The organism is Streptomyces sp. NPDC059994 (assembly GCF_042737755.1).
Classification (GTDB): domain Bacteria; phylum Actinomycetota; class Actinomycetes; order Streptomycetales; family Streptomycetaceae; genus Streptomyces.
The window spans coordinates 78757-98652 of record NZ_JBHWUR010000005.1; the positions used below are offsets into that span (position 1 = coordinate 78757).

Genomic DNA, 19896 nt, shown 5'->3' on the forward strand with positions numbered 1-19896 from the left:
ACCCCGCCCCTAAGCTGCCTCGGCATGGTGCATGTGCTGAGCAGCAGAACCCTTCTGCGCCCCACCGACCCCGACCGCTCCCGCGCCTTCTACGGCGGGCAGTTGGGGCTCGCGGTCTACCGCGAGTTCGGCACGGGGCCGGAACGCGGCACGGTCTACTTCCTCGGCGGCGGCTTCCTGGAGGTGTCCGGCCGCGCCGATGCGCCCCCCGCGCCCGGTCTGCGGCTGTGGCTCCAGGTCGCGGACGCGGCCCAGGCGTACGAGGAGCTGACCGGGCGCGGGGTGGAGATCCTGCGGCCTCCGGTGCGCGAGCCGTGGGGGCTGATCGAGATGTGGCTCCAGGATCCGGACGGGGTACGGATCGCGGTGGTCGAGGTGCCCGCCGACCATCCGCTGCGTTTCCGCCCCTGACCTCGGCCACCCCGTGCGACGAGCCCGGTGGCCCGGCGGCCCGCGAGCTCCCCGCGCGCCCCCCTGTGTGTCCTTGCGCCCGCGTGCGACACGGCCCGTACGGGAATCGACCCCTCGGCAGGGCGACACGTCGAGCGGGGAGGTGTGCCATGCACGGAACCGCGCTGTCCGGCTGGCTGCTCGTGGCGGTGTGCGCGGCCACCGGCGCGTACTGCGTACTGCGGCTGCGCAGCGACTGCGCACGCGCGCGCAGTTCGGCCGGGGGCGAGGCGGTGATGGGCTTCGGTATGGCCGCGATGGCCGTCCCGGCGGCGTCCGCGTCCCCGCCGTCCTGGATCTTCGCCGCGTACGCGGGGGTCTTCGGGGCCGCGGCCCTGCGGGCGGGCTGGCTCGCCCGCGCACGCGGGAACGGCAACGGCCACCATCTGCACCACGTGATCGGCTCGCTCGCCATGGTCTACATGGCGCTGGCGATGAGCACCCCGGGCGACCACGCGGCACACGGGGGCCACACGGGTCCCGCGGGCGGGATCCCGCTCGTCACCGGCGCGCTGCTCGTCTACTACGTGGGCTATGTGCTCACGACGGGCGCGCGGCTGCTGCCCGCGGCGGGACCGGCCCGCGACGGCGGTGCGCCCGGCTGGGGCGCGCGGCCCGAACTGACGCTGGCGTGCCGGCTGTCGATGGGCATCGCCATGCTGGCGATGCTGCTCGCCCTCTGACGTGCGCCGGGGGTTCGTCCGGGGCCTCTCCGCGGCTCTCCTGACGTCCGCCCGGCGACGCCCGCCGGTGATCGTGATCAAAACGTGGCGTGCGTCACTTGGTGCGCGAGGTCGTACCTATGGGGACGGCGCCGCTCATAGGCTGAGGCCATGATGGTCTGCCTCGCGTTGCTGGCGCTCGGCGTCGTGGCCGCCGTGGTGGCCCCGCGGCTGTTCGCGCGCGCCCACTGGGCCGAGCGCGAGCCGGTGGTGGCGCTGTGGGTCTGGCAGTGCGTGGTGGCCGCGGTGCTGCTGTGCTTCGCGCTCGCGATGGTCTTCAGCGCGGCGGCGGCCTGGCAGACGGTACGGGGGCAGGTGTTCGCGACCGCCCCGCGCGCCGTGGTCGACGCGTACGCGCTGGGCCCGTACGGCCCCTGGTCGGCGGCGCTCGCGGTCCTGCTCTTCTGCGGCGGCGCCTGGACGGCCGCGATGCTCACCCGGGAGATCCGCGCCGCACGGGCGGGGCGCCGGGCGCGCCGTTCGGAACTGCTGGTGCGCGCGCCGCTGCTGCCCGGCGAGGAGCCCGGCGGGGCGCCGCTGGTGGTCCTGGAGGCCCAGCGCCCGGACGCCTGGTGGCTGCCTGGACCCAGCCCCCAACTGGTCATCACCACCGCGGCACTTCGGCGCCTGAAGGGCCGTCAGCTCGATGCGGTGCTCGCCCACGAGCAGGGCCACGCGCGCGCCCGCCACCACTGGCTGCTGAACTGCTCGGCCGCACTGGCCAACGGATTCCCGAAGATCCCCGTGTTCGCGGCCTTCCGCGACGAGATGCACCGGCTGGTGGAGCTGGCCGCGGACGACGTCGCCTCACGGCGGTACGGTCGGCTGACGATCGCGCTCGCCCTGGTCGAACTCAACGAGGACCGGGGCCTGTTCGGCCCCTGCCCGGCCCCGCACGGCGAGGTCCCGCAGCGGGTGAAGCGGCTGCTCGCCGCCTCGCCCCGGCTCACCGCGGGCCACCGGCTCCGGCTGACGGCGGCGGCCGCCCTGGTCCCGGTCGTACCCCTGCTGGTGGCCTTCGTCCCGGGCCTGCGCGCCCTGGGCTAGCCCCCGCGCTCACGAGATCGACCCGTCGGCACTCAGCGAGGATCGAGCCCATGCCCATCGCAGCCCCGGCGACGCGCGCCCCCGCCCCCGCCACCGGTCCGGCCCGAGCGGGCGCGGCCCTGGCGGCCCTCTCCGGCCTCCTGCTGGCCCTTGTGGCGGCCGAGTGGGGGCCGCTGCTGTCCCTGGACCGCACGGTCGCCGACGGGCTCCACAGGAGGGCCGTGGCGGAGCCGGGGCTCACCCACGTCAACCGGGTGCTCACCGACTGGGTCTGGGACACCTGGACGATGCGCGCCCTGCTGGCCGTGGTGGTCGTCACCCTCTTCGTACGCGGCGGACGGCGCCCGGCGCTGTGGGCGGCGGCGACGAGCACGCTGGGCACGTTCGTCCAGCAGAGCCTGAAGGCGGCGCTCGGGCGGGAACGGCCCAGCTGGCCGGATCCGGTCGATTCCGCGTCGTACGCGGCCTTCCCGTCGGGCCACGCGCTCACCGCGACGGTGACATTCGGCCTCCTGCTGTGGCTGGCCGTCGCCCGTGGCGCCCGCCCCGCGGTGCGGCGGGCGGTGGCCGCGGCCGGCGCCGTCTCGGTGGTCGGAGTGGGCTTCACCCGCGTCTATCTCGGCGTCCACTGGCTCTCGGACGTGATCGGCGGCTGGCTGATCGGCGCGGCTCTGGTGGCCATGTCGGCGGCGGCGTACGGCAGATGGGGCGCGAACCGGCCGCATCCGGCCGACGGGGCTTGAAGCGGCCGGGGCACGCGGGGAAGGATCGCGGCCATGGCGATCAAGGGTGTGCTGTTCGACTTCTCCGGGACGCTGTTCCGCGTCGAGTCCACGCGGGACTGGCTCCACGCCGTCCTCGACGAGAGGGGCATCACTCTCCCGGAGGAACAACTCACCCGGTACGCCGATGAGTTGACCGAGGCGGGGGCGCTGCCCGGCGGCGCGGACCCGTCGCACGTGCCGCCGCATCTGGCGGAGCTGTGGACGACCCGCGACCGCAGCGCCGAGCTCCACCGGGCCGCGTACACCGGGCTCGCGAAACGGGTGACACTGCCGGATCCGCAGTTGTACACCGCGCTCTACGAACGGCACATGACACCGGCCGCCTGGCGTCCCTATCCCGACGCGCGGGCGGTCCTGACCGGGCTGCGCGAGCGGGGCGCGCGCGTGGCGGTGGTGAGCAACATCGGCTGGGACCTGCGGCCGGTCTTCCGCGCCCATGACCTGGACACCATGGTGGACGCGTACGTCCTGTCGTACGAGCACGGGGTGCAGAAGCCGGACGCGCGGCTGTTCCGGGCGGCGTGCGAGGCGATCGGGCGGGAGCCGGGCGAGGTGCTGATGGTGGGCGACGACCGCCGGGCGGACGGCGGCGCCGCGGAACTGGGCTGCGCCGTCCACTTCGTGGACCATCTGCCGGTCGAGGAGCGGCCGGCCGGGCTCAGCCCCGTCCTGGACGTCGTCGACCAGGGCGAAGAGCAGGCCACCTACGGGCCGCCCCTCCTGGGTGATCCCCCGCGTCACCCAGAAAGGGCAGCAAATCCGCAGGCCAGAACCCCCGGGAGGGGTTCCCGCATACGGTGACCTGAGTATATTGGCTCAGAGCCAGTCAACGCAGGAGTTACAGCATGTCCCCGCGCAGCGCATCGGTCAATGAAGAGTTGCGCCGACGTTCCCGCGAACGGCTGCTCCAGGCGACGGTCGAGCTGGTGGCGGAGCGCGGCTACGAGGCGACCACCCTCGGCGACATCGCCGACCGGGCCGGTTCGGCACGCGGTCTCGTCTCGTACTACTTCCCCGGCAAACGCCAGCTGCTCCAGTCGGCCGTCCACCGGGTCATGCACCTGACCCTGGAGGCGGGCCTGGAGCAGGAGCCGCGGACCGACGACGGCCGGGAGCGGCTCGCCCGCGCCATCGACGCCATCCTGAGCCTCACCAAGGTCCACCCCGTGCTGATGCGCGCCCATATGGCCGGGATCCTCCAGGCCGAGGGGTTCGTGCAGTGCCCCGAGCAGCAGCGCCTGTCCTGGCTGCTGCGGGACACCATGGAGCGGTTCGGCTCGACGGACGTGGACGCCGACTACCCGATGCTGCGCGCGCTCCTGATGGGCGCGGTCTTCGCGGCGCTGCTGCCCGGCGCGCCCATGGAGGTGCCCCGGCTGCGGGCCGAGCTGTTCCAGCGGTTCGGGCTCGACTGGGAGCTCGGCAATCCGCCGCCGCAGGGGAAACCCCTCGCCGTCCCCTGACGCCGCGCGCACCCCGGTGCGATGCTGGAGTCCCTGGTGGGATCCTCCTGCGGGAAGGGAGCACCCTTCGTGCTGCGCATAGCCGTCGTCGGTTCCGGGCCGAGCGGGGTCTACACCGCCCAGTCCCTGGTCACCCAGAGCGCGGTACCGGGGCTGCGGGTCGACGTCCTGGACCGGCTGCCCTGCCCGTACGGACTGGTGCGCTACGGGGTGGCGCCCGACCACGAGAAGATCAAGTCGCTCCAGAACAACCTGCGGACCGTTCTGGAGGACGAGCGGATCAACTTCCTCGGGCACGTCGAGATCGGCCCCGGGGGCGTCTCGCCGGAGCGCCTGCTGCGGCTCTACCACGCGGTGGTGTACTGCGTGGGCGCGTCCGCCGACCGCCGGCTCGGCATTCCCGGCGAGGACCTGCCGGGCAGCTGCTCGGCCACCGACTTCGTCTCCTGGTACAGCGCCCACCCCGACGCCGGAGCGAACGGCTTCTCCCTCGAATGGCTCACCGCCCGCTCGGCCGTCGTCATCGGCGCGGGCAACGTGGCGGTCGACGTGGCCCGCATCCTGTCGCGCGGCGCCGACGAGCTGCTCCCCACCGACGTGCCGCACGCGGCACTGGGCGCGCTGGCGGCGAGCCGGGTGCGCGAGGTGCACATGGTCGCCCGGCGCGGCCCCTCGCAGGCGAAGTTCACCACGAAGGAGCTGCGCGAGCTGGGCTCGCTGCCGGGCGCCGAGGCCGGGGTGGACGCCGCCGAACTGGCTCTGGATCCGGCCTGCTCGGACCCCTCCGCGCTGCCCGCCGCCGTCCGCCGCAACGTCGAGGTGCTGCGCGGCTGGGCGGCGGCGGACCGCGAGCCGCGCGGCGTGGAGCGCACACTGCGGCTGCGGTTCTTCCTGCGCCCGGTGGAGATCCTGGAGCGGGACGGGCGGGTGGGCGGGGTCCGGTTCGAGCACACGGCCCCGGACGGGGCCGGGGGCGTGCGCGGTACCGGCACCTACGAGGAGATCGAGGCGCAGCTGGTGCTGCGGGCGGTCGGCTATCTGGGCGTGCCGCTGGCGGGCCTGCCGTTCGACCCGGCGACGGGGACGGTCCCGCACGCGGCCGGACGCGTCCTGCGCGACGGCGTGCCGTCGCCCGGCGAGTACGTGGCGGGCTGGATCAAGCGCGGCCCGACCGGCGTCATCGGCACCAACCGCCCGTGCGCCAAGGAGACGGTGACCTCGCTCCTGGAGGACACCGAAGCCCTCTCGCGGCGCCCCGTCGAGGGCGAACCCGTGGACGCCATGCGGGAGTCGGGGCTGCGGCCGGTCCAGTGGCGGGGCTGGCTGGACATCGAGCGGGCGGAGGCGGAGCTCGGGCGCTCGCTGGGCCGGGGGCCGGTGAAGATCGCCGACTGGGAGGGGCTGCTGACGGCGGCGCTGGGGGCGGGCGAGGGATGAGGGGGCCGAGCGGGGCTCAGCGGCGCTGAGCACGGGCCAGGACCGAACGGGGCTGGGGGCACGGTGACGGGTGAGCGGGAGCCTGGGCACGGTGACCGGTGAGCAGGGACCTGGGCACAGTGACCAGTGAGCAGGGACCTGGGCACAGTGACCAGTGAGCAGGGACCTGGGCACAGTGACCAGTGAGCAGGGACCTGGGCACAGTGACCAGTGAGCAGGAGCCTGGCCACAGTGACCAGTGAGCAGGGCTGGACAGGCTCGGCGGCTGAGCGGCGCTGGGCCGCCGAGTCCGGGCTCAGCCGGGAGTCCGGACCCAGCCACCGAGTCGGCGCTCAGCCGCCGAGCCGCTCCCCCTGGAGCGCCACCGCCTCCAGGATCCGGTCGAACAGCCCGGGGAAGAGCTCCTCCAGGTCGGTCCGGCGCAGCCCGTTCATCTTGGCGGTGCCCCGGTAGGTCTGCTGGATGACGCCGCTCTCGCGCAGCACCCGGAAGTGGTGCGTGGTTGTGGACTTGGTGACGGGCAGGTCGAAGTACGAGCAGGAGAGCGCGCCGTCGGCAGCCGCCAGATCGCGGACCACCCGCAGCCGGATCGGGTCGGAGAGCGCGTGCAGTACCGCCTCCAGGCGGATCTCGCCGCGCGCCGGATGGTCGAGTTCGCGCTTGCTCGTTGCTGTGGACACGCACTCATTGTACGAGAACCATCGTAGTTTGACATCTCCCGTACTACGATGCGTATCGTACGAAGCGAGCCCGGCGCCGCCCGGTGGCGCCTCGGCCGTCCTGGATGGAGTCTGCCGTGTCTGCTGCGAGTGCCCTGTTCGAGCCCTACACCCTGCGGTCGCTGACCATTGCGAACCGGGCCTGGATGGCGCCCATGTGCCAGTACGGCGCCGAGGTGTCCGGCCCGAACGCGGGCGTGGCGAACGACTGGCACTTCGCCCACTACGCGGCCCGCGCGGCGGGCGGCACGGGCCTGATCCTCGTCGAGGCCACCGCGGTGGCCCCCGAGGGCCGGATCTCCCCGGCCGACCTCGGCATCTGGAACGACACCCAGGTCGAGGCCTTCCGCCGGATCACCGCGTTCCTGGAGGCGCAGGGCACGGTGCCCGGAATCCAAATAGCTCATGCGGGACGAAAGGGATCAACTGACCGCCCCTGGCAGGGCGGCGCGCCGCTCGCCCCGGGCACCGAAGAAGGTTGGCGGCCAGTGGGGCCGAGCCCGGTGCCGTTCAGCGAGCGGCACACCGTACCGGCCGAGCTGACGGTTGATCAGATCAAGGAGATCGTCGGCCAGTTCGCCGACGCGGCCCGGCGCGCGCGGGACGCCGGGTTCAAGGTCGTCGAGATCCACGGCGCGCACGGCTATCTGATCGGCGAGTTCCTCTCCCCGCACTCCAACAAGCGCACCGACGCGTACGGCGGCTCGTACGAGAACCGCACCCGCTTCGCGCTCGAAGTCGTCGACGCGGTGCGGGCGGTGTGGCCCGAGGAGCTGCCGCTGTTCTTCCGGATCTCGGCCACGGACTGGCTGGAGGAGGGCGGCTGGAACGGCAACGACACCGTCCGCCTCGCCGCGCTGCTCAAGGAGCACGGCGTGGACCTCCTGGACGTGTCCACCGGCGGCAACGCGACCGGGGTGCGCATTCCGGTCGCACCCGGCTACCAGGTGCCGTTCGCGGCCCGGGTACGCAACGAGACCACGCTGCCCGTCGCAACCGTCGGCCTGATCACCGAGCCGGCTCAGGCCGAGAAGATCCTGGCCAACGGCGAGGCGGACGCGATCCTGCTGGGCCGGGAGCTGCTGCGCAACCCGTCCTGGGCCCTTCAGGCTGCACGTGAGCTGGGCGGAGAGGTCCAGGTGCCGGACCAGTACGGCTGGGCGATCTGAACCCGGCCCCGGCCGCTCTCAGAAGATCTCGCGGGGCCCGCCCACCCCGGTGAACGGGCCCTTCACCGTGTCGCCGCCCGGCCAGGAACCCCCCGTGGCGCGCCCCGTCATGGCCCCTCCGCTCTCGTACGGGTGAATGCGGCCCGGGCGGACCGGACGGGTGGCGCCGTGGGTGTCCCGGATGGCCTCGCGGAGCCCTCCCACGCCCTCCGGCCTGCGTGGACGCCATTTGCGGGGGCCGCTGTCAGTGGTCGGGTGCAGACTGGCCACTATCCGGGACAACGGCGTTTTGGAGGGGTCGGGATGACCGACGTACTGCTCACTGTGGGGACGCGCAAGGGACTGTTCATCGGCCGCAGGCACGGCGGCGACTGGCGGTTCGGGGGTCCGCACTTCAATGCCCAGGCGGTCTATTCGATCGCGATCGACACCCGGCGCACGGTTCCCCGACTGCTCGTCGGCGGGGACAGCGCGCACTGGGGGCCCTCCGTCTTCCGCTCGGACGACCTGGGCGAGACCTGGGTGGAGCCACCCCAGCCGGCCGTGAAGTTCCCCGAGTTCACCGGCAGGTCGCTGGAGCGGGTGTGGCAGCTGCACCCGGCGGGCCCGGAGGCGCCCGATGTGGTTTACGCGGGGACGGAACCGGCCGCGCTCTTCCGCTCCGAGGACGGCGGCGAGAGCTTCGCCCTGGTGCGCCCGCTGTGGGAGCACCCGACGCGCTCGCAGTGGGTTCCGGGCGGTGGCGGCGAGGGCCTGCACACCATCGTCACCGACCCCCGGGACGCCCGGGCGGTGACCGTCGCGGTGTCCACGGCCGGGGTCTTCCGCACCCGGGACGGCGGCGAGAGCTGGGCGCCCGCCAACAAGGGCGTGTCGGCGGTCTTCCTGCCCGACCAGCACCCCGAGTTCGGCCAGTGCGTGCACAAGATCGCGCAGGACGCGGCAGACCCGGACCGGCTGTTCCTGCAGAACCACTGGGGCGTCTACCGCAGCGACGACGGCGGCGAGCGGTGGCAGGACATCGGCGAGGGCCTGCCGTCCACGTTCGGATTCGCCGCCGCGACCCACCCCCGCCGCCCGGACACCGCCTACCTCTTCCCGATCACGGCCGACTCGGACCGGGTCCCGGCCGAGAACAAGTGCCGGGTCTTCCGCACCGAGGACGGCGGCCGTACCTGGGACCCGCTGTCGGCCGGGCTGCCTTCAGAGGCGCACTACGGCACGGTGCTGCGCGACGCCCTGTGCACCGACGACGCCGACCCGGCGGGGGTGTACTTCGGAAACCGCAACGGCGAGGTGTACGCGAGCGCGGACGACGGGGACACCTGGAGCCTGCTCGCCTCGCACCTGCCCGACGTCCTCTGCGTACGGGCGGCGGTGATCCGCCAGTAGAGTGACGGCCGTGGCAGCACGACCGTTGAAAGAGATCGTCGAGCCCGGGTGGGCGGACGCTCTGGAGCCCGTGGCCGGACAGGTCGCCTCTATGGGCGACTTCCTCCGTCAGGAGATCGCGCAGGGGCGCACCTATCTCCCGGCCGGACAGCATGTGCTGCGGGCCTTCCAGCAGCCGTTCCAGGACGTACGGGTCCTGATCGTGGGCCAGGACCCCTATCCGACGCCGGGGCACGCCGTGGGGCTCTCCTTCTCGGTCGCCCCCGAGGTGCGTCCGCTGCCGGGCAGCCTGGAGAACATCTTCCGTGAGATGCACACCGACCTGGGGCTGCCCAGGCCCGCCAACGGGGATCTGACGCCCTGGACGCAGCAGGGCGTCCTGCTCCTGAACAGGGCGCTGACCACGGCGCCCCGCAAGCCCGCCGCGCACCGCGGCAAGGGCTGGGAGGAGGTGACCGAGCAGGCGATCCGCGCGCTGGTCGCGCGCGGCACCCCGCTGGTCTCGGTGCTGTGGGGGCGCGACGCCCGCAATCTGCGCCCGCTGCTCGGCGAGCTCCCCGCGATCGAGTCCGCGCACCCCTCGCCGATGTCGGCGGACCGGGGCTTCTTCGGGTCGCGGCCGTTCAGCCGCGCCAACGACCTCCTGGTCCGGCAGGGCGCGCAGCCGGTCGACTGGCGCCTGCCGTGACAGCTGGCGGCGACGCCTGGGTGCTCGGGGTCGACTCGGGCGGGTCCGGGGTGCGGTTCGCGCTCGGCCGGGCCGAAGCGGGCGCCCCGGCCGAGGTGTTGGCGTCCGACGAGCCGGTACGGACCGGCCCCGCCGGGATCGACGCCGGGCATCTGCTCGGCCAACTGGTGCCCGCCGCACTGGAGTTGCTGGTCCGGACCGGCGCGGACCGGGTGGCCGCGGTGGCCGTGGGCGCCGCCGGGATGGCCTCGCTCGGCGACGACCTGCGGGCCAAGCTGCCCGCGGCGCTCGCCGGCGCGTTCGGGGTGCGCCGCCTCGCGCTGGCCGCCGACGCCGTGACGGCGTACGCGGGAGCACTCGGCCAGCGCCCCGGGGCGGTGGTCGCGGCCGGCACCGGAATGATCGCGCTCGGCACGGATCTGACGCGGTGGCGGCGGGCCGACGGCTGGGGCCATCTGCTCGGCGACTGCGGCGGCGGTGCCTGGATCGGCCGCGCGGGGCTGGAAGCGGCGATGCGCGCCCACGACGGCCGACGCGGTGGCTCGGCCGCGCTGCGCGAGCGGGCCGAGGCGCTGTTCGGCCCGGCGCCGGAGCTGCCCGGGCTGCTGTATCCGCGCACCGACCGGCCCGCGGTGCTGGCGTCGTTCGCGCCCGAAGTGGCGCGCTGCGCCGCGTCCGACGCGGTCGCGGCGTCGATCCTGCGGGAGGCGGCCCGCAACATCGCCGATTCGGCGGCCGCGGTGTGCCCCGACGGGTCCGCCGGGCGCGGGGGCGGCCACACGGCCCTCGGTCTGTTCGACCCTGACGGCGCGAACAAAACGGTTGGCGAACGCGTGAGCGAAAGTGTGAGCGAATGCGAAGTGGCGCTCACCGGTGGCCTGTTCCACTTGGGCGATCCGCTGCTCGTCCCCGTACGGGAGGAGCTGGCCGCGCTGCTGCCGTCTGCGCGCACGGTCCCCGCGGCGGGAGATCCGCTCGCCGGAGCCCTGCTGATCGCCTCCGCGCTGGCCCGTGAGGAGCTGCGACTGCCGCACCATCCGCGCATGTTGTGGGTCACGACAGAGCAGGACACTTGAGGGCAATGTCACTCGTGGGATAAATGCGGACAGATACCGCTCACCTGCCCCCTCCCCGAACACCCGCGCACGCAAAGCCAGTAGCATGCCGGGCCATGAGCTCCCCCACTGGGCCCGCATCCGGCCTGCCTGTACGAATGCCGCGACCCCGCCAGCCAGGGCGGCACCGCCGCCCGGAGCCGGTGGTCGCTCCCGAGGGTGCGCCCGCGCTCGTCCTCGCCGTTCCCGGTACTCCTTCCCCCGCCGTGCGCGCCCTGGCGGAGGAAGTCATCAGCATCGCGCGCTCCGAGCTGCCCGGCCTCGACGCCCGGATCGGCTACCTGGACGCCGACGCCGCGTCCATGGAGTTCCCCCCGCTCGACGCCGTGCTCGCGCACGCCGCCGCCGAGCGCACCGCCCGCTACGAGCAGGCCCGTGCCGCCGGCCAGGACATGGCCGCCCCCGACGGCCCCGTCGCCGTCGTCGTGCCGCTGCTCGCGGGCCCCGACAGCGCCCTGATCCGCCGGGTGCGCCAGGCCGTCATGGACAGCCGTGCCGCCGCAGAGCTGACCGACGTCCTCGGCCCGCACCCGCTGCTCGCCGAGGCCCTGCACGTACGCCTCTCCGAGGCCGGTCTGGCCCGCGCCGACCGCGCCCGGCTGTTCACGGTCGCCACCGCCGCCGACGGCATCATCCTGGCGACGGTCGGCGGCGAGGAGGCCGTGCAGGCCGCCGGGATCACCGGCATGCTGCTGGCCGCCCGGCTGGCCGTGCCCGTGATGGCCGCCGCGCTCGACCAGGAGGGCTCGATCGCCGCCATGGCCGAGCAGCTGCGCGGCTCCGGCTCGGTGCAGCTCGCGGTCGCCCCGCACCTGATCGGCCCCGAGGTCGCGGACGGGCTGCTCGACGCCGCCGCCAAGGAGGCCGACTGCCTGGCCGCCGAGCCGCTGGGCGCCTACCCCGCGATCGGCAAGCTCGTGCTGTCGCAGTACGCGGCCGCGCTGGGCATCACGCCGCAGCCGCAGGGCTCCCCCGTGCACTGACGTACCCGGTACCCGTACGCGCGCTTGTGACGCGAAGGGCCCGCACCCGGTGAGGGTGCGGGCCCTTCGCGCGTACGGGAGGAGCCCCCCTCAGCCGAAGACGACGCACGAGGCCGCGGAGGCGGGCACGGAGCCGGCCCGGCGCGGGATGCCGCTCTCCTCGTAGAGGTCGAACCAGGTGACGTCGCCGGAGCGCTCGTTGGCCGCGTAGAGGCGGCGGCCCGAGGGGCCGAGGGTCAGATGGCGCGGCCAGCGCCCGCCGCAGTCCACGGTGGCCACCAGAACGGCGTGCTCGCCGTCGGGGTCGAGCGCGAGCGTGGCGATGGAGTCGTGGCCCCGGTTGGCGACCCAGAGGAACCGTCCGTCGCGCCCGACGACGACCTCGGAGGGGAACGTCTCGGTCGTCACGCCGTCGTGGATCACCCGGGTCTCCCCCAGCGGCTCCAGGGTGCCCGCGGCGGCGTCCCAGCGGCAGACGACGAGCGTGGGCTCCAGCTCGTTGAGGACGTACGCGTGGCGGCCGTCGGGGTGGAAGGCCAGGTGGCGGGGGCCGGTGCCGGGGCGCAGCGCGGTCTCGCCGTGCGGGCGCAGGACGCCGGTCGCCGGGTCGAGCGCGCAGACGCGTACGGAGTCGGTGCCGAGGTCGACGCTCAGCAGCCAGCGCCCGCTCGGGTCGGGCAGCACCTGGTGGGCGTGCGGGCCGCTCTGGCGCTTGGGGTGCGGGCCGGAGCCGTGGTGCTTGAGGACGTACGCGGCGGGGCCCGGGCGGCCGTCGGGGCCCACCGGGAGCGTGGTGACGCTGCCCGAGGTGTAGTTGGCGGTCACCAGGTGGCCGGCGGCGAGCGCGAGGTGGGTCGGGGCGGCGCCGTCCACCGGCACCGGCTCGCCGAGCAGGACCGGGGTGTCGCCGGTGACGTCGAAGGCGGCGGCGGTACCGTGCTCGCTCTCGCCCACCGCGTACAGCACCGTGGCGTCGGCCGACAGGGCCAGGAACGAGGGGTTGGGGAGGGCGCCGGTGGCGCCGAGCGGGGTGAGCGCGCCGGTCAGCGCGTCCACGGCGGCGACGGTCACGCCCCTCCCGCCCGCCGTGGTGAACGACCCGATGAATGCCCGCCCGGCGCTGCTCTCGGCCACCGTGCTACCCCTCTCCGCGCGACTGCGCACCGGGGCTGGCCCCGGCGCCGACTCCGGCGACCGTAGCAGGCGGTCTAGACCAAATGGGGGGGGTGCGGGTGGCTCGCCGTGTCGCGGAGGTCGGGCGCGGGGTGCGCCCCCTGCGAGCCCAGGGCTCAGGCCGTAAGGGACGGGCTCGCGGGGAAGCGCCGGACGAGCCCTGAAGGCCGGGGTGCGAGGCGGTTCCCGCAACGCCCCTGGTCAGGCCGTGAGCGCCGGTGCCCGGGGCGAAGTGCGCAGAGGCGTGGCCAGGGCCGCGAGGGCGTGTTCCAGGGCGTGCAGATGGCGCAGGGCGGCCTCGGCGGCGGGGTGGTGGGGCTCGGCGGCCGTGGACGAGGCCGGGGCCGTCGCCACGGACGCGCGCGCCGCCGGAGTCACCAGGGCCTCCACCGCCGCCTCGACCCGGTCGCACGCGGCCGTCAGCCGGGCGTCGTGCGAGGCGGCCGGGTCGGCGGCCACGGTGGCCAGGCCGCGTACCTCGCGGGCGCAGTCGTCGAGCAGGGCGATGATCTGCCGGGCGCGCGACCTGCGGCCCTTCAGCGGGCTGAGCGGGTGGACCAGCGGCGCCAGCGCGAGGCGGACGCGGCCGAGCAGCAGCTCAAGCTCGGCGGCGTGCGGCGCGGGGTCCGCGCCGTCGTCCCCGGCGAGCCGTCGGGTCGCCGCGCTGGTGCAGCCGCGTACGCAGTGCAGCGCGCGCTGGATCCAGGCGTCGGTCGCCGCGTGCGTGGTGACCGGCAGGACGAGCGCGACGGCCGCCGCCGCGCCGAGGGCGCCCACCGCGGTCTCCTCGAAGCGCAGCACGAGCAGCCCGGGGTGGAGCACGCCGAGCAGGCCGTACAGCAGTCCGGCCATGACGGTGACGAAGAACATCATCCAGCTGTACGACGGCGCCGCCGTGTAGAAGATCCCGAAGACGCAGACGGCGACCAGCGCGGCCGTCGGCGCGGGCGCGCCGTGCAGCGGCAGGGCGACGAGCAGACCGGCCACGATGCCCGCGACCGTGCCGAGCACCCGCCGGAAGCCGCGGACCAGGGTCTCGCCCCGCGACGCGGTGTTCACGAAGATCCACCAGGCTGTGCCGACGGCCCAGTACCAGCGCTCGTCCGACAGGAACTGGCCCACCGCGACCGCGATGGCGCACGCCGCCGTCGCCTGGAAGGCCTGGCGGGTGGTGGGCCGGGCCAGCCCCCGGCCGCTGAGCGGGGCCGGTGCGGCGGGCGGCGGGGTGCGCCGCTCGATGCACCACACGCCGAAGCGGACCAGCGCCGAGGCGGCGATCGCCAGCGCGATCGCCCCGTACAGCTCGGGCAGTTGGGCCGGGACGGCGTGCAGGAACTGGGTCGTGAAGAACATCATGAAGCCGAAGATGCCGAGCGCGTGGCCGCGCGGGCCCCAGCGCCGGGCGTAGACCCCCGCGAAGACCACGGCGAGCCAGGCGGTGTCGCGCAGCAGTGGGGCGCCGTGCAGGGCCGTGGCCAGGGCGAGTACGGGGAATCCCACGGCCGGGAGGAGCGCGGTGGTGAGCGCCTGGCCCCGGACGGTGGCGTCGCCGACGGTGAAGAGCGCGAGGAGCGCGGCGAGGCCCGCGCTGATGGAGGCGGGCAGGGACATACCGCAGAGCTCGGCGGCGGTGACCGCCAGGCTGATCCCCAGGACGGCGCGTACGGAGACCCTCAGTCGCAACAGCCCCGGATCCGGAGCCACGAACATCCTCTTCACGGCGGTCGCCGCGCCCCCCTTCGCTGGAGCAGACACCCTCTTCGGCTTGCCGGTGCGCGGGCGCACAACGGCCGCGCAACGGCTTCGGACATGGCGAAGGCGCCGCGGTCCGGGACCGGCGTCGTCGCCGCCCCGGCGCTGCGCAGCGCCATCTACTTGTTACGTACAGAGGAAAGCATCCGCAGTGACACTGGCTCAACTGGCATCGTTTCGACTGAGCCATTGGTATAGTTGAAGCACGTACGACAGGACCAGGAAGGGACCAACGGACCATGGCGGTGGACGCGCTCGACACCCGGATCCTGCGGCTCCTCATCGAGCGGCCGCGCACCAGCGTGCGCGAGTACGCACGACTGCTCGGCATCGCGCGCGGCACGCTCCAGGCGCGGCTCGACCGCCTGGAGCGGGACGGGGTGATCACCGGGACGGGCCCGTTCCTCTCCCCCGCGGCCCTCGGCCACCCCGTGCTCGCCTTCGTCCATGTCGAGGTCACGCAGGGCCGTCTCAACGAGGTGGGCGACGCGCTCGCGGCCGTTCCCGAGATCGTCGAGGCGTTCTCCATCACCGGCGGCGGCGATCTGCTGACGCGCGTCGTGGCCCGTGACGCCGGTCATCTCGAAGACGTCATCCAGCGCCTGATCCAGCTCCCGGGCGTGGTGCGCACCCGCACCGAGGTGGCCCTGCGCGAGCGGGTCCCGCACCGGCTGCTGCCGCTGGTGGAGGCGGTGGGGCGGGCCGCCGGAGCACAGCAGGAGACCGGCGCCGGCGCGCATTCCCGCTGACCCATCGGATTTCCCATACCTGCCATGGGGTTCTCCATTGGCCGCCCAACGAAGACAGGTCTACGTTCGAGGACATCGGCGCGACGGGCCACCGGGCCCGCGGCGCCGCAGCCCGCACCTTCCCCGGGCCGCCCCGGCATCCCGGCCCGGCCCGACTCCCCTCGGAGACATGTGACATGGCAAAGATCCTTTTCGTGATGACCGGCGCCGACCAGTGGACGCTCGCCGACGGCAGCAAGCACCCGACCGGCTTCTGGGCGGAGGAGGCCGTGGCCCCGTACGAGGCGTTCACCGGGGCGGGCCACGAGATCGTGGTCGCCACGCCCGGCGGGGTCGTCCCGCCCGTCGACAAGGGCAGCCTCGCCGCCGAGGTCAACGGCGGCCAGGAGAACGCCGACCGGGTCGCCAGGACGCTGGCCTCGATGGGCGAGCTGCGGCGCCCGGTGAAGCTGGAGGAGGTCGACCTCGACGCGTACGACGCGGTGTTCTACCCCGGCGGCCACGGCCCGATGGAGGACCTGGCGGTCAACGCCGACTCCGGCAGGCTGCTGACCGGCGCGCTCGCCTCGGGCAAGCCGCTCGGCGTGGTGTGCCACGCCCCGGCCGCGCTGCTCGCCGCGACCGGCGAGGACGGCTCCAACGCGTTCGCGGGCTACCGGCTGACCGGCTTCAGCAACGCCGAGGAGACCCAGGCGGGCCTCGCGGACAAGGCGAAGTGGCTGCTCCAGGACCGTCTGGTGGAGTTCGGCGCCGACTTCCAGGAGGGCGAGCCGTGGGCCCCGCACGTGGTCACCGACCGCAATCTGGTGACCGGGCAGAACCCGGCTTCCGCCGGTCCGCTGGCCGCCGAGCTCCTGAAGCGGCTGGCCGCCTGACGCCTCGGGGACTTCGCTTCTTCCGGCCCCCGAGTTGCGTCCCGCCCGGGAGCCGGAAGTCTTGAGGGCGACGCCCGTACGGAAGACGCCCGTACGGAATCGGAGCACGGCCATCCGGCTCAGCAAGCCCAGCAAGGGGGTAAGACCCATGCAGGACCTCGCAGCGCTCGCGGAGGAGCACCTGGCCAAGGCACACCTCGCCTCGCACGGCCGCAGCGCCCATCTCATCGTGCACGACGGCGCGCTGCGGCAGAGCGTGATCGCGCTGACCTCGGACTCCGAGCTCGACGAGCACAACGCGCCGCTCTCGGCCACCCTCCAGGTGCTGCGCGGCCATGTGCGGCTGACATCGAACAGCGGCAACAAGGAGCTCCGCGCGGGCCAGCTCTGCGAGATTCCCCAGGAGCGCCACGGCCTGCTGGCCCTGGAGGACTCGGCGGTGCTCCTGACGGCCGTCACCGCCGTGGAGTAGCGGCAGGGTCCGGGGCGGTCACCGAGGCGCTGTTCCCCGGCGGCCGTCCCGCTCCCCCGCCCGCCCTGGTCACCAGGAAGCCGACCAGAGTCAGCAGCCAGGCCGCCACCGCGACCCACAGCAGCACCACGCCCAGTGTGCGCAGCCCCGTGACGTGCGCGGCGGCGGCGGTGGAGAGCGCGGCCACGGCCGCCATCCCCAACGGGAAGACGGTGGCCCAGCGCCGTACGTCGTAGTGCGGCCGGGGTCGGACCACCTCCGCCGTCAGCAGGATGGCGTACCAGGCGAGATCGAGGCCGAGCAGGATCAGGGTGGCCGTGCGCAGGGCCTGGTGGGCGTTCCCGGTCCACAGCGGGGACGCGGTCAGTTTCGAGCCGGCCAGTGCCGAGATCGCCAGCGCGCCGCCCGCGATCCACTGGTCGCCCGCCCCGGTCCACACCTGGCGGAAGTCGAACCGGACCAGCGCCTCCCCGTAGAGCAGCACCCCGAGGCCGAAGACGACGAGGGCCGACCGGGCCAGCCAGTCGCCCTCGCCCATGGCCGCGAGCGTGGCCGCGAGCACCGCGAGCCCCTGGGTGGCGACGCACACCAGGAACGCCCCGCCGGGCATCCGCCGTTTCCAGTGGCGTACGACCGAGTACAGCAGTCCGGGCCAGAGCGCGGTGGCCAGTGCGAGCAGGGCGGCGGCTGCCGTCTGCCAGCCGAGTGCCGAGAGCCGGGTGCCGAGCACGGCCGTGGCCGCGACGGCCGTCAGCGCGGGCGGGGTGTCGGCCTCCGCGTGCCAGCGCGGGCGGTCGCGCAGGAACCGGACCGAGAAGTCGGCGGCGAGCACCAGCCACACCGCGCCGGTCAGCCCCAGCGCGGCGCGCGAGAAGGTCTCGTGGCCGATGAGGTGCAGGCCGATGGAGACGATGCCGGTCGCCATGACGGCGGAGCCGGCCGCCGGGGGGAGTTCGGCCCACCAGGGGCCGGGAGGACGGGTCACCGTGCCATCGGTACGCGGCGGCCGCCGGGCCCGCCACCCGGATGCGCCAAGGGGACCACGGGGAACGCCCGCCCCCGCTTGGTCCAGACCTATTGACGGAAGGTCTGGACCACTTTACGGTGTGGCGCACCGGACCCCGTACCGCAACCGGACCCGTACGTCTCCAGGTTCCCCACAGCCCAGGAGGTACCCCCATGCTCGGTCGGATGTTACGTCTCGCGGGAGCCGGCCTGACGCTGGCCCTCGCCGCGCAGCTGCCCGCCGCGGCCGCGCCCGCCGCGCCCCAGGGCGACACCTGCCCGGTCAAGTCGAAGCCCGCGGGAAAGGTGCTCCAGGGCTACTGGGAGAACTGGGACGGCTCCTCCAACGGCGTCCACCCGCCGTTCGGATGGACCCCGGTCACCGACTCCCGTATCGGCGCGCACGGTTACAACGTCCTCAACGCGGCGTTCCCCGTCATCCGCTCCGACGGCACCGCGCTGTGGGAGGACGGGATGGACGCGACCGTGAAGGTCGCCACCCCGGCGGAGATGTGCGCGGCCAAGGCGTCCGGACAGACGATCCTGCTCTCCATCGGCGGGGCAGCGGCCGGGATCGACCTGAGCTCCCCCGCGGTCGCGGACAGGTTCGTCGCGACGGTCGTGCCCATCCTCAAGAAGTACAACTTCGACGGAATCGACATCGACATCGAGACCGGTCTGGTGGGCAGCGGAAACATCGGCCAACTCTCCACTTCCCAGGCGAACCTGGTCCGCGTCATCGACGGCGTCCTCGCCCGGATGCCGTCGGACTTCGGGCTCACGATGGCGCCGGAGACGGCGTACGTCACGGGCGGCAGCGTCGCCTACGGGTCGATCTGGGGCGCGTATCTGCCCATCGTGAAGAAATACGCGGACAACGGCCGGCTGTGGTGGCTGAACATGCAGTACTACAACGGCAGCATGTACGGCTGCTCCGGCGACGCGTACTCGGCGGGAACCGTCCAGGGCTTCACCGCCCAGACCGACTGCCTCAACAAGGGGCTGGTCGTCCAGGGCACCACCGTCAAGGTCCCCTACGACAAGCAGGTCCCGGGTCTGCCCGCGCAGCCGGGCGCCGGGGGCGGCTATATGGCGCCGAGCCTGGTGTCGCAGGCGTGGAACCGCTACGGCGGCGCGCTGAAGGGCCTGATGACCTGGTCGGTCAACTGGGACGGGTCCAAGGGCTGGACGTTCGGCAACAACGTGAAGGCGCTGCAAGGGCGCTGATTGTGTTACTCCACTCCGGAACCTCACCTTCCGCAAACCTGCACACCGCACGCGCAGACCGGTCACGTCCGGCCCGCCCGGGCCGGCTCCGCCCTCGGCGGGAGGGCGCCATAAGGACCGGAGTGTCCCACTTGGGAGAAAGGGCGCCCGGCCGAACGGAATTCATGAAGTGAAGCTCGTGAAGAAGCTGCCACCGATTCCTCAACGGACCTGCACGCAGAGGTAGTCCAGCACCGGGAGAAGGCCTGGTCAGGCCCGGTGGGATTGGCTGGGCGCCGCGTCGGCGTGCTTTGATCCTGACCCATGCGGAGCCCCCCTGACGGGCCCTCTCCGCAGGGATTCCCCCCACGCCATTCCCCCCAATACGAAGGGCAGTTTCCCCATGAACATCACCCCCCAGGTCGAGACCCGCGAGATCTCCGACGCCGACCTCGACAACGTGTCCGGCGGCCTCGTCGGCACCGCGCTCGGCAACGTGACCGGCACCGCCGACTCGCTCCTCCCGGTCTCGGGCATCGTGGGCTCGGTCACGGGTCTGGTCGAGTCGACCACCGGTGTGAACACCGGCGCCGTCACCGGCCTGGCCTCCGGCCTCGTCGCCGGTCTCTGAGACTGCGCGCGAGCCCCGGAACCCGCTCGGTTCCGGGGCTTCCCGCATTCGTACCCAGGTAAG

The 19896-nt window shown here is 73.7% G+C and carries 20 protein-coding genes and 1 pseudogene; 17 read left to right on the forward strand and 4 right to left on the reverse strand.

What is annotated here, in order from left to right:
* The first annotated feature begins 24 nt into the window (after nucleotides 1–24).
* The 7 genes and pseudogenes from ACFWA7_RS04580 to ACFWA7_RS04610 all read left to right on the forward strand — a co-directional run bounded on the left by ACFWA7_RS04580 (nucleotide 25) and on the right by ACFWA7_RS04610 (nucleotide 5904).
* Nucleotides 25–411 (forward strand): VOC family protein, encoded by a 387-nt coding sequence (locus tag ACFWA7_RS04580; RefSeq protein WP_385535348.1) that lies wholly within the window; start codon nucleotides 25–27, stop codon nucleotides 409–411.
* A gap of 149 nt (nucleotides 412–560) precedes the next feature.
* Nucleotides 561–1133, forward strand: coding sequence for a DUF5134 domain-containing protein (locus ACFWA7_RS04585; protein ID WP_385535346.1), 573 nt, complete (start codon nucleotides 561–563; stop codon nucleotides 1131–1133).
* Nucleotides 1134–1283: 150 nt separating this feature from the next.
* The gene (locus ACFWA7_RS04590) at nucleotides 1284–2219 is read left to right on the forward strand and encodes a M56 family metallopeptidase (protein ID WP_385535344.1); all 936 of its coding nucleotides are present in this window, start codon (nucleotides 1284–1286) and stop codon (nucleotides 2217–2219) included.
* A gap of 50 nt (nucleotides 2220–2269) precedes the next feature.
* Nucleotides 2270–2962, forward strand: coding sequence for a phosphatase PAP2 family protein (locus ACFWA7_RS04595; RefSeq protein WP_385820858.1), 693 nt, complete (start codon nucleotides 2270–2272; stop codon nucleotides 2960–2962).
* Nucleotides 2963–2995: 33 nt separating this feature from the next.
* Nucleotides 2996–3685, forward strand: a pseudogene (locus tag ACFWA7_RS04600) (HAD family hydrolase); the annotation flags it as partial.
* A 164-nt stretch (nucleotides 3686–3849) separates the two neighbouring features.
* On the forward strand, nucleotides 3850–4467 hold the full coding sequence (locus ACFWA7_RS04605; protein ID WP_385535340.1) for a TetR/AcrR family transcriptional regulator: 618 nt from the start codon (nucleotides 3850–3852) through the stop codon (nucleotides 4465–4467).
* Between the two features lie 69 nt (nucleotides 4468–4536).
* Nucleotides 4537–5904: an FAD-dependent oxidoreductase gene (locus tag ACFWA7_RS04610; protein ID WP_385535338.1), complete on the forward strand. Its 1368-nt coding sequence runs from the start codon at nucleotides 4537–4539 to the stop codon at nucleotides 5902–5904.
* A gap of 332 nt (nucleotides 5905–6236) precedes the next feature.
* Here ACFWA7_RS04610 and ACFWA7_RS04615 read toward each other — a convergent pair whose 3' ends face one another.
* Nucleotides 6237–6584 (reverse strand): ArsR/SmtB family transcription factor, encoded by a 348-nt coding sequence (locus tag ACFWA7_RS04615; protein WP_385535336.1) that lies wholly within the window; start codon nucleotides 6582–6584, stop codon nucleotides 6237–6239.
* A 116-nt stretch (nucleotides 6585–6700) separates the two neighbouring features.
* Here ACFWA7_RS04615 and ACFWA7_RS04620 point away from each other — a divergent pair, with 116 nt between their 5' ends.
* From ACFWA7_RS04620 to ACFWA7_RS04640, 5 genes are all read left to right on the forward strand, one after another.
* Nucleotides 6701–7792, forward strand: coding sequence for an NADH:flavin oxidoreductase/NADH oxidase (locus ACFWA7_RS04620; RefSeq protein WP_385820860.1), 1092 nt, complete (start codon nucleotides 6701–6703; stop codon nucleotides 7790–7792).
* A gap of 303 nt (nucleotides 7793–8095) precedes the next feature.
* Nucleotides 8096–9184: a WD40/YVTN/BNR-like repeat-containing protein gene (locus tag ACFWA7_RS04625; protein ID WP_385535330.1), complete on the forward strand. Its 1089-nt coding sequence runs from the start codon at nucleotides 8096–8098 to the stop codon at nucleotides 9182–9184.
* 10 nt (nucleotides 9185–9194) lie between these two features.
* Nucleotides 9195–9872 (forward strand): uracil-DNA glycosylase, encoded by a 678-nt coding sequence (locus tag ACFWA7_RS04630; protein ID WP_385535328.1) that lies wholly within the window; start codon nucleotides 9195–9197, stop codon nucleotides 9870–9872.
* Nucleotides 9869–10948, forward strand: a complete 1080-nt coding sequence (locus ACFWA7_RS04635; protein ID WP_385820862.1) for an N-acetylglucosamine kinase — start codon at nucleotides 9869–9871, stop codon at nucleotides 10946–10948. Before ACFWA7_RS04630 ends, ACFWA7_RS04635 begins: the two co-directional genes overlap by 4 nt.
* A gap of 95 nt (nucleotides 10949–11043) precedes the next feature.
* Nucleotides 11044–11970, forward strand: a complete 927-nt coding sequence (locus ACFWA7_RS04640; protein WP_385535325.1) for a sirohydrochlorin chelatase — start codon at nucleotides 11044–11046, stop codon at nucleotides 11968–11970.
* A gap of 90 nt (nucleotides 11971–12060) precedes the next feature.
* Here ACFWA7_RS04640 and ACFWA7_RS04645 read toward each other — a convergent pair whose 3' ends face one another.
* Both ACFWA7_RS04645 and ACFWA7_RS04650 read right to left on the reverse strand, forming a co-directional pair.
* Nucleotides 12061–13104, reverse strand: a complete 1044-nt coding sequence (locus ACFWA7_RS04645; protein ID WP_385820864.1) for a lactonase family protein — start codon at nucleotides 13102–13104, stop codon at nucleotides 12061–12063.
* Between the two features lie 240 nt (nucleotides 13105–13344).
* On the reverse strand, nucleotides 13345–14853 hold the full coding sequence (locus tag ACFWA7_RS04650; protein ID WP_385821067.1) for an FUSC family protein: 1509 nt from the start codon (nucleotides 14851–14853) through the stop codon (nucleotides 13345–13347).
* 281 nt (nucleotides 14854–15134) lie between these two features.
* Here ACFWA7_RS04650 and ACFWA7_RS04655 point away from each other — a divergent pair, with 281 nt between their 5' ends.
* The 3 genes from ACFWA7_RS04655 (at nucleotide 15135) to ACFWA7_RS04665 (ending at nucleotide 16991) form a co-directional block, all read left to right on the forward strand.
* Nucleotides 15135–15644: an Lrp/AsnC family transcriptional regulator gene (locus ACFWA7_RS04655; RefSeq protein WP_385540110.1), complete on the forward strand. Its 510-nt coding sequence runs from the start codon at nucleotides 15135–15137 to the stop codon at nucleotides 15642–15644.
* Between the two features lie 176 nt (nucleotides 15645–15820).
* Complete coding sequence (locus ACFWA7_RS04660) at nucleotides 15821–16519, forward strand: type 1 glutamine amidotransferase domain-containing protein (protein WP_385820867.1); 699 nt, start codon at nucleotides 15821–15823, stop codon at nucleotides 16517–16519.
* Nucleotides 16520–16667: 148 nt separating this feature from the next.
* A complete protein-coding gene (locus ACFWA7_RS04665) occupies nucleotides 16668–16991 on the forward strand; it encodes a cupin (protein ID WP_385540114.1) in 324 nt (107 codons plus the stop codon).
* On the opposite strand, the gene ACFWA7_RS04670 is transcribed toward ACFWA7_RS04665, so the two are convergent.
* Nucleotides 16975–17916, reverse strand: coding sequence for a tellurite resistance/C4-dicarboxylate transporter family protein (locus ACFWA7_RS04670; protein ID WP_385821069.1), 942 nt, complete (start codon nucleotides 17914–17916; stop codon nucleotides 16975–16977). The two genes, ACFWA7_RS04665 and ACFWA7_RS04670, sit on opposite strands and share 17 nt — an antisense overlap.
* A gap of 254 nt (nucleotides 17917–18170) precedes the next feature.
* Here ACFWA7_RS04670 and ACFWA7_RS04675 point away from each other — a divergent pair, with 254 nt between their 5' ends.
* A complete protein-coding gene (locus ACFWA7_RS04675) occupies nucleotides 18171–19223 on the forward strand; it encodes a chitinase (RefSeq protein ID WP_385820868.1) in 1053 nt (350 codons plus the stop codon).
* 382 nt (nucleotides 19224–19605) lie between these two features.
* Nucleotides 19606–19833, forward strand: a complete 228-nt coding sequence (locus tag ACFWA7_RS04680; protein ID WP_101387136.1) for a type A2 lantipeptide — start codon at nucleotides 19606–19608, stop codon at nucleotides 19831–19833.
* Nucleotides 19834–19896: the final 63 nt, after the last annotated feature.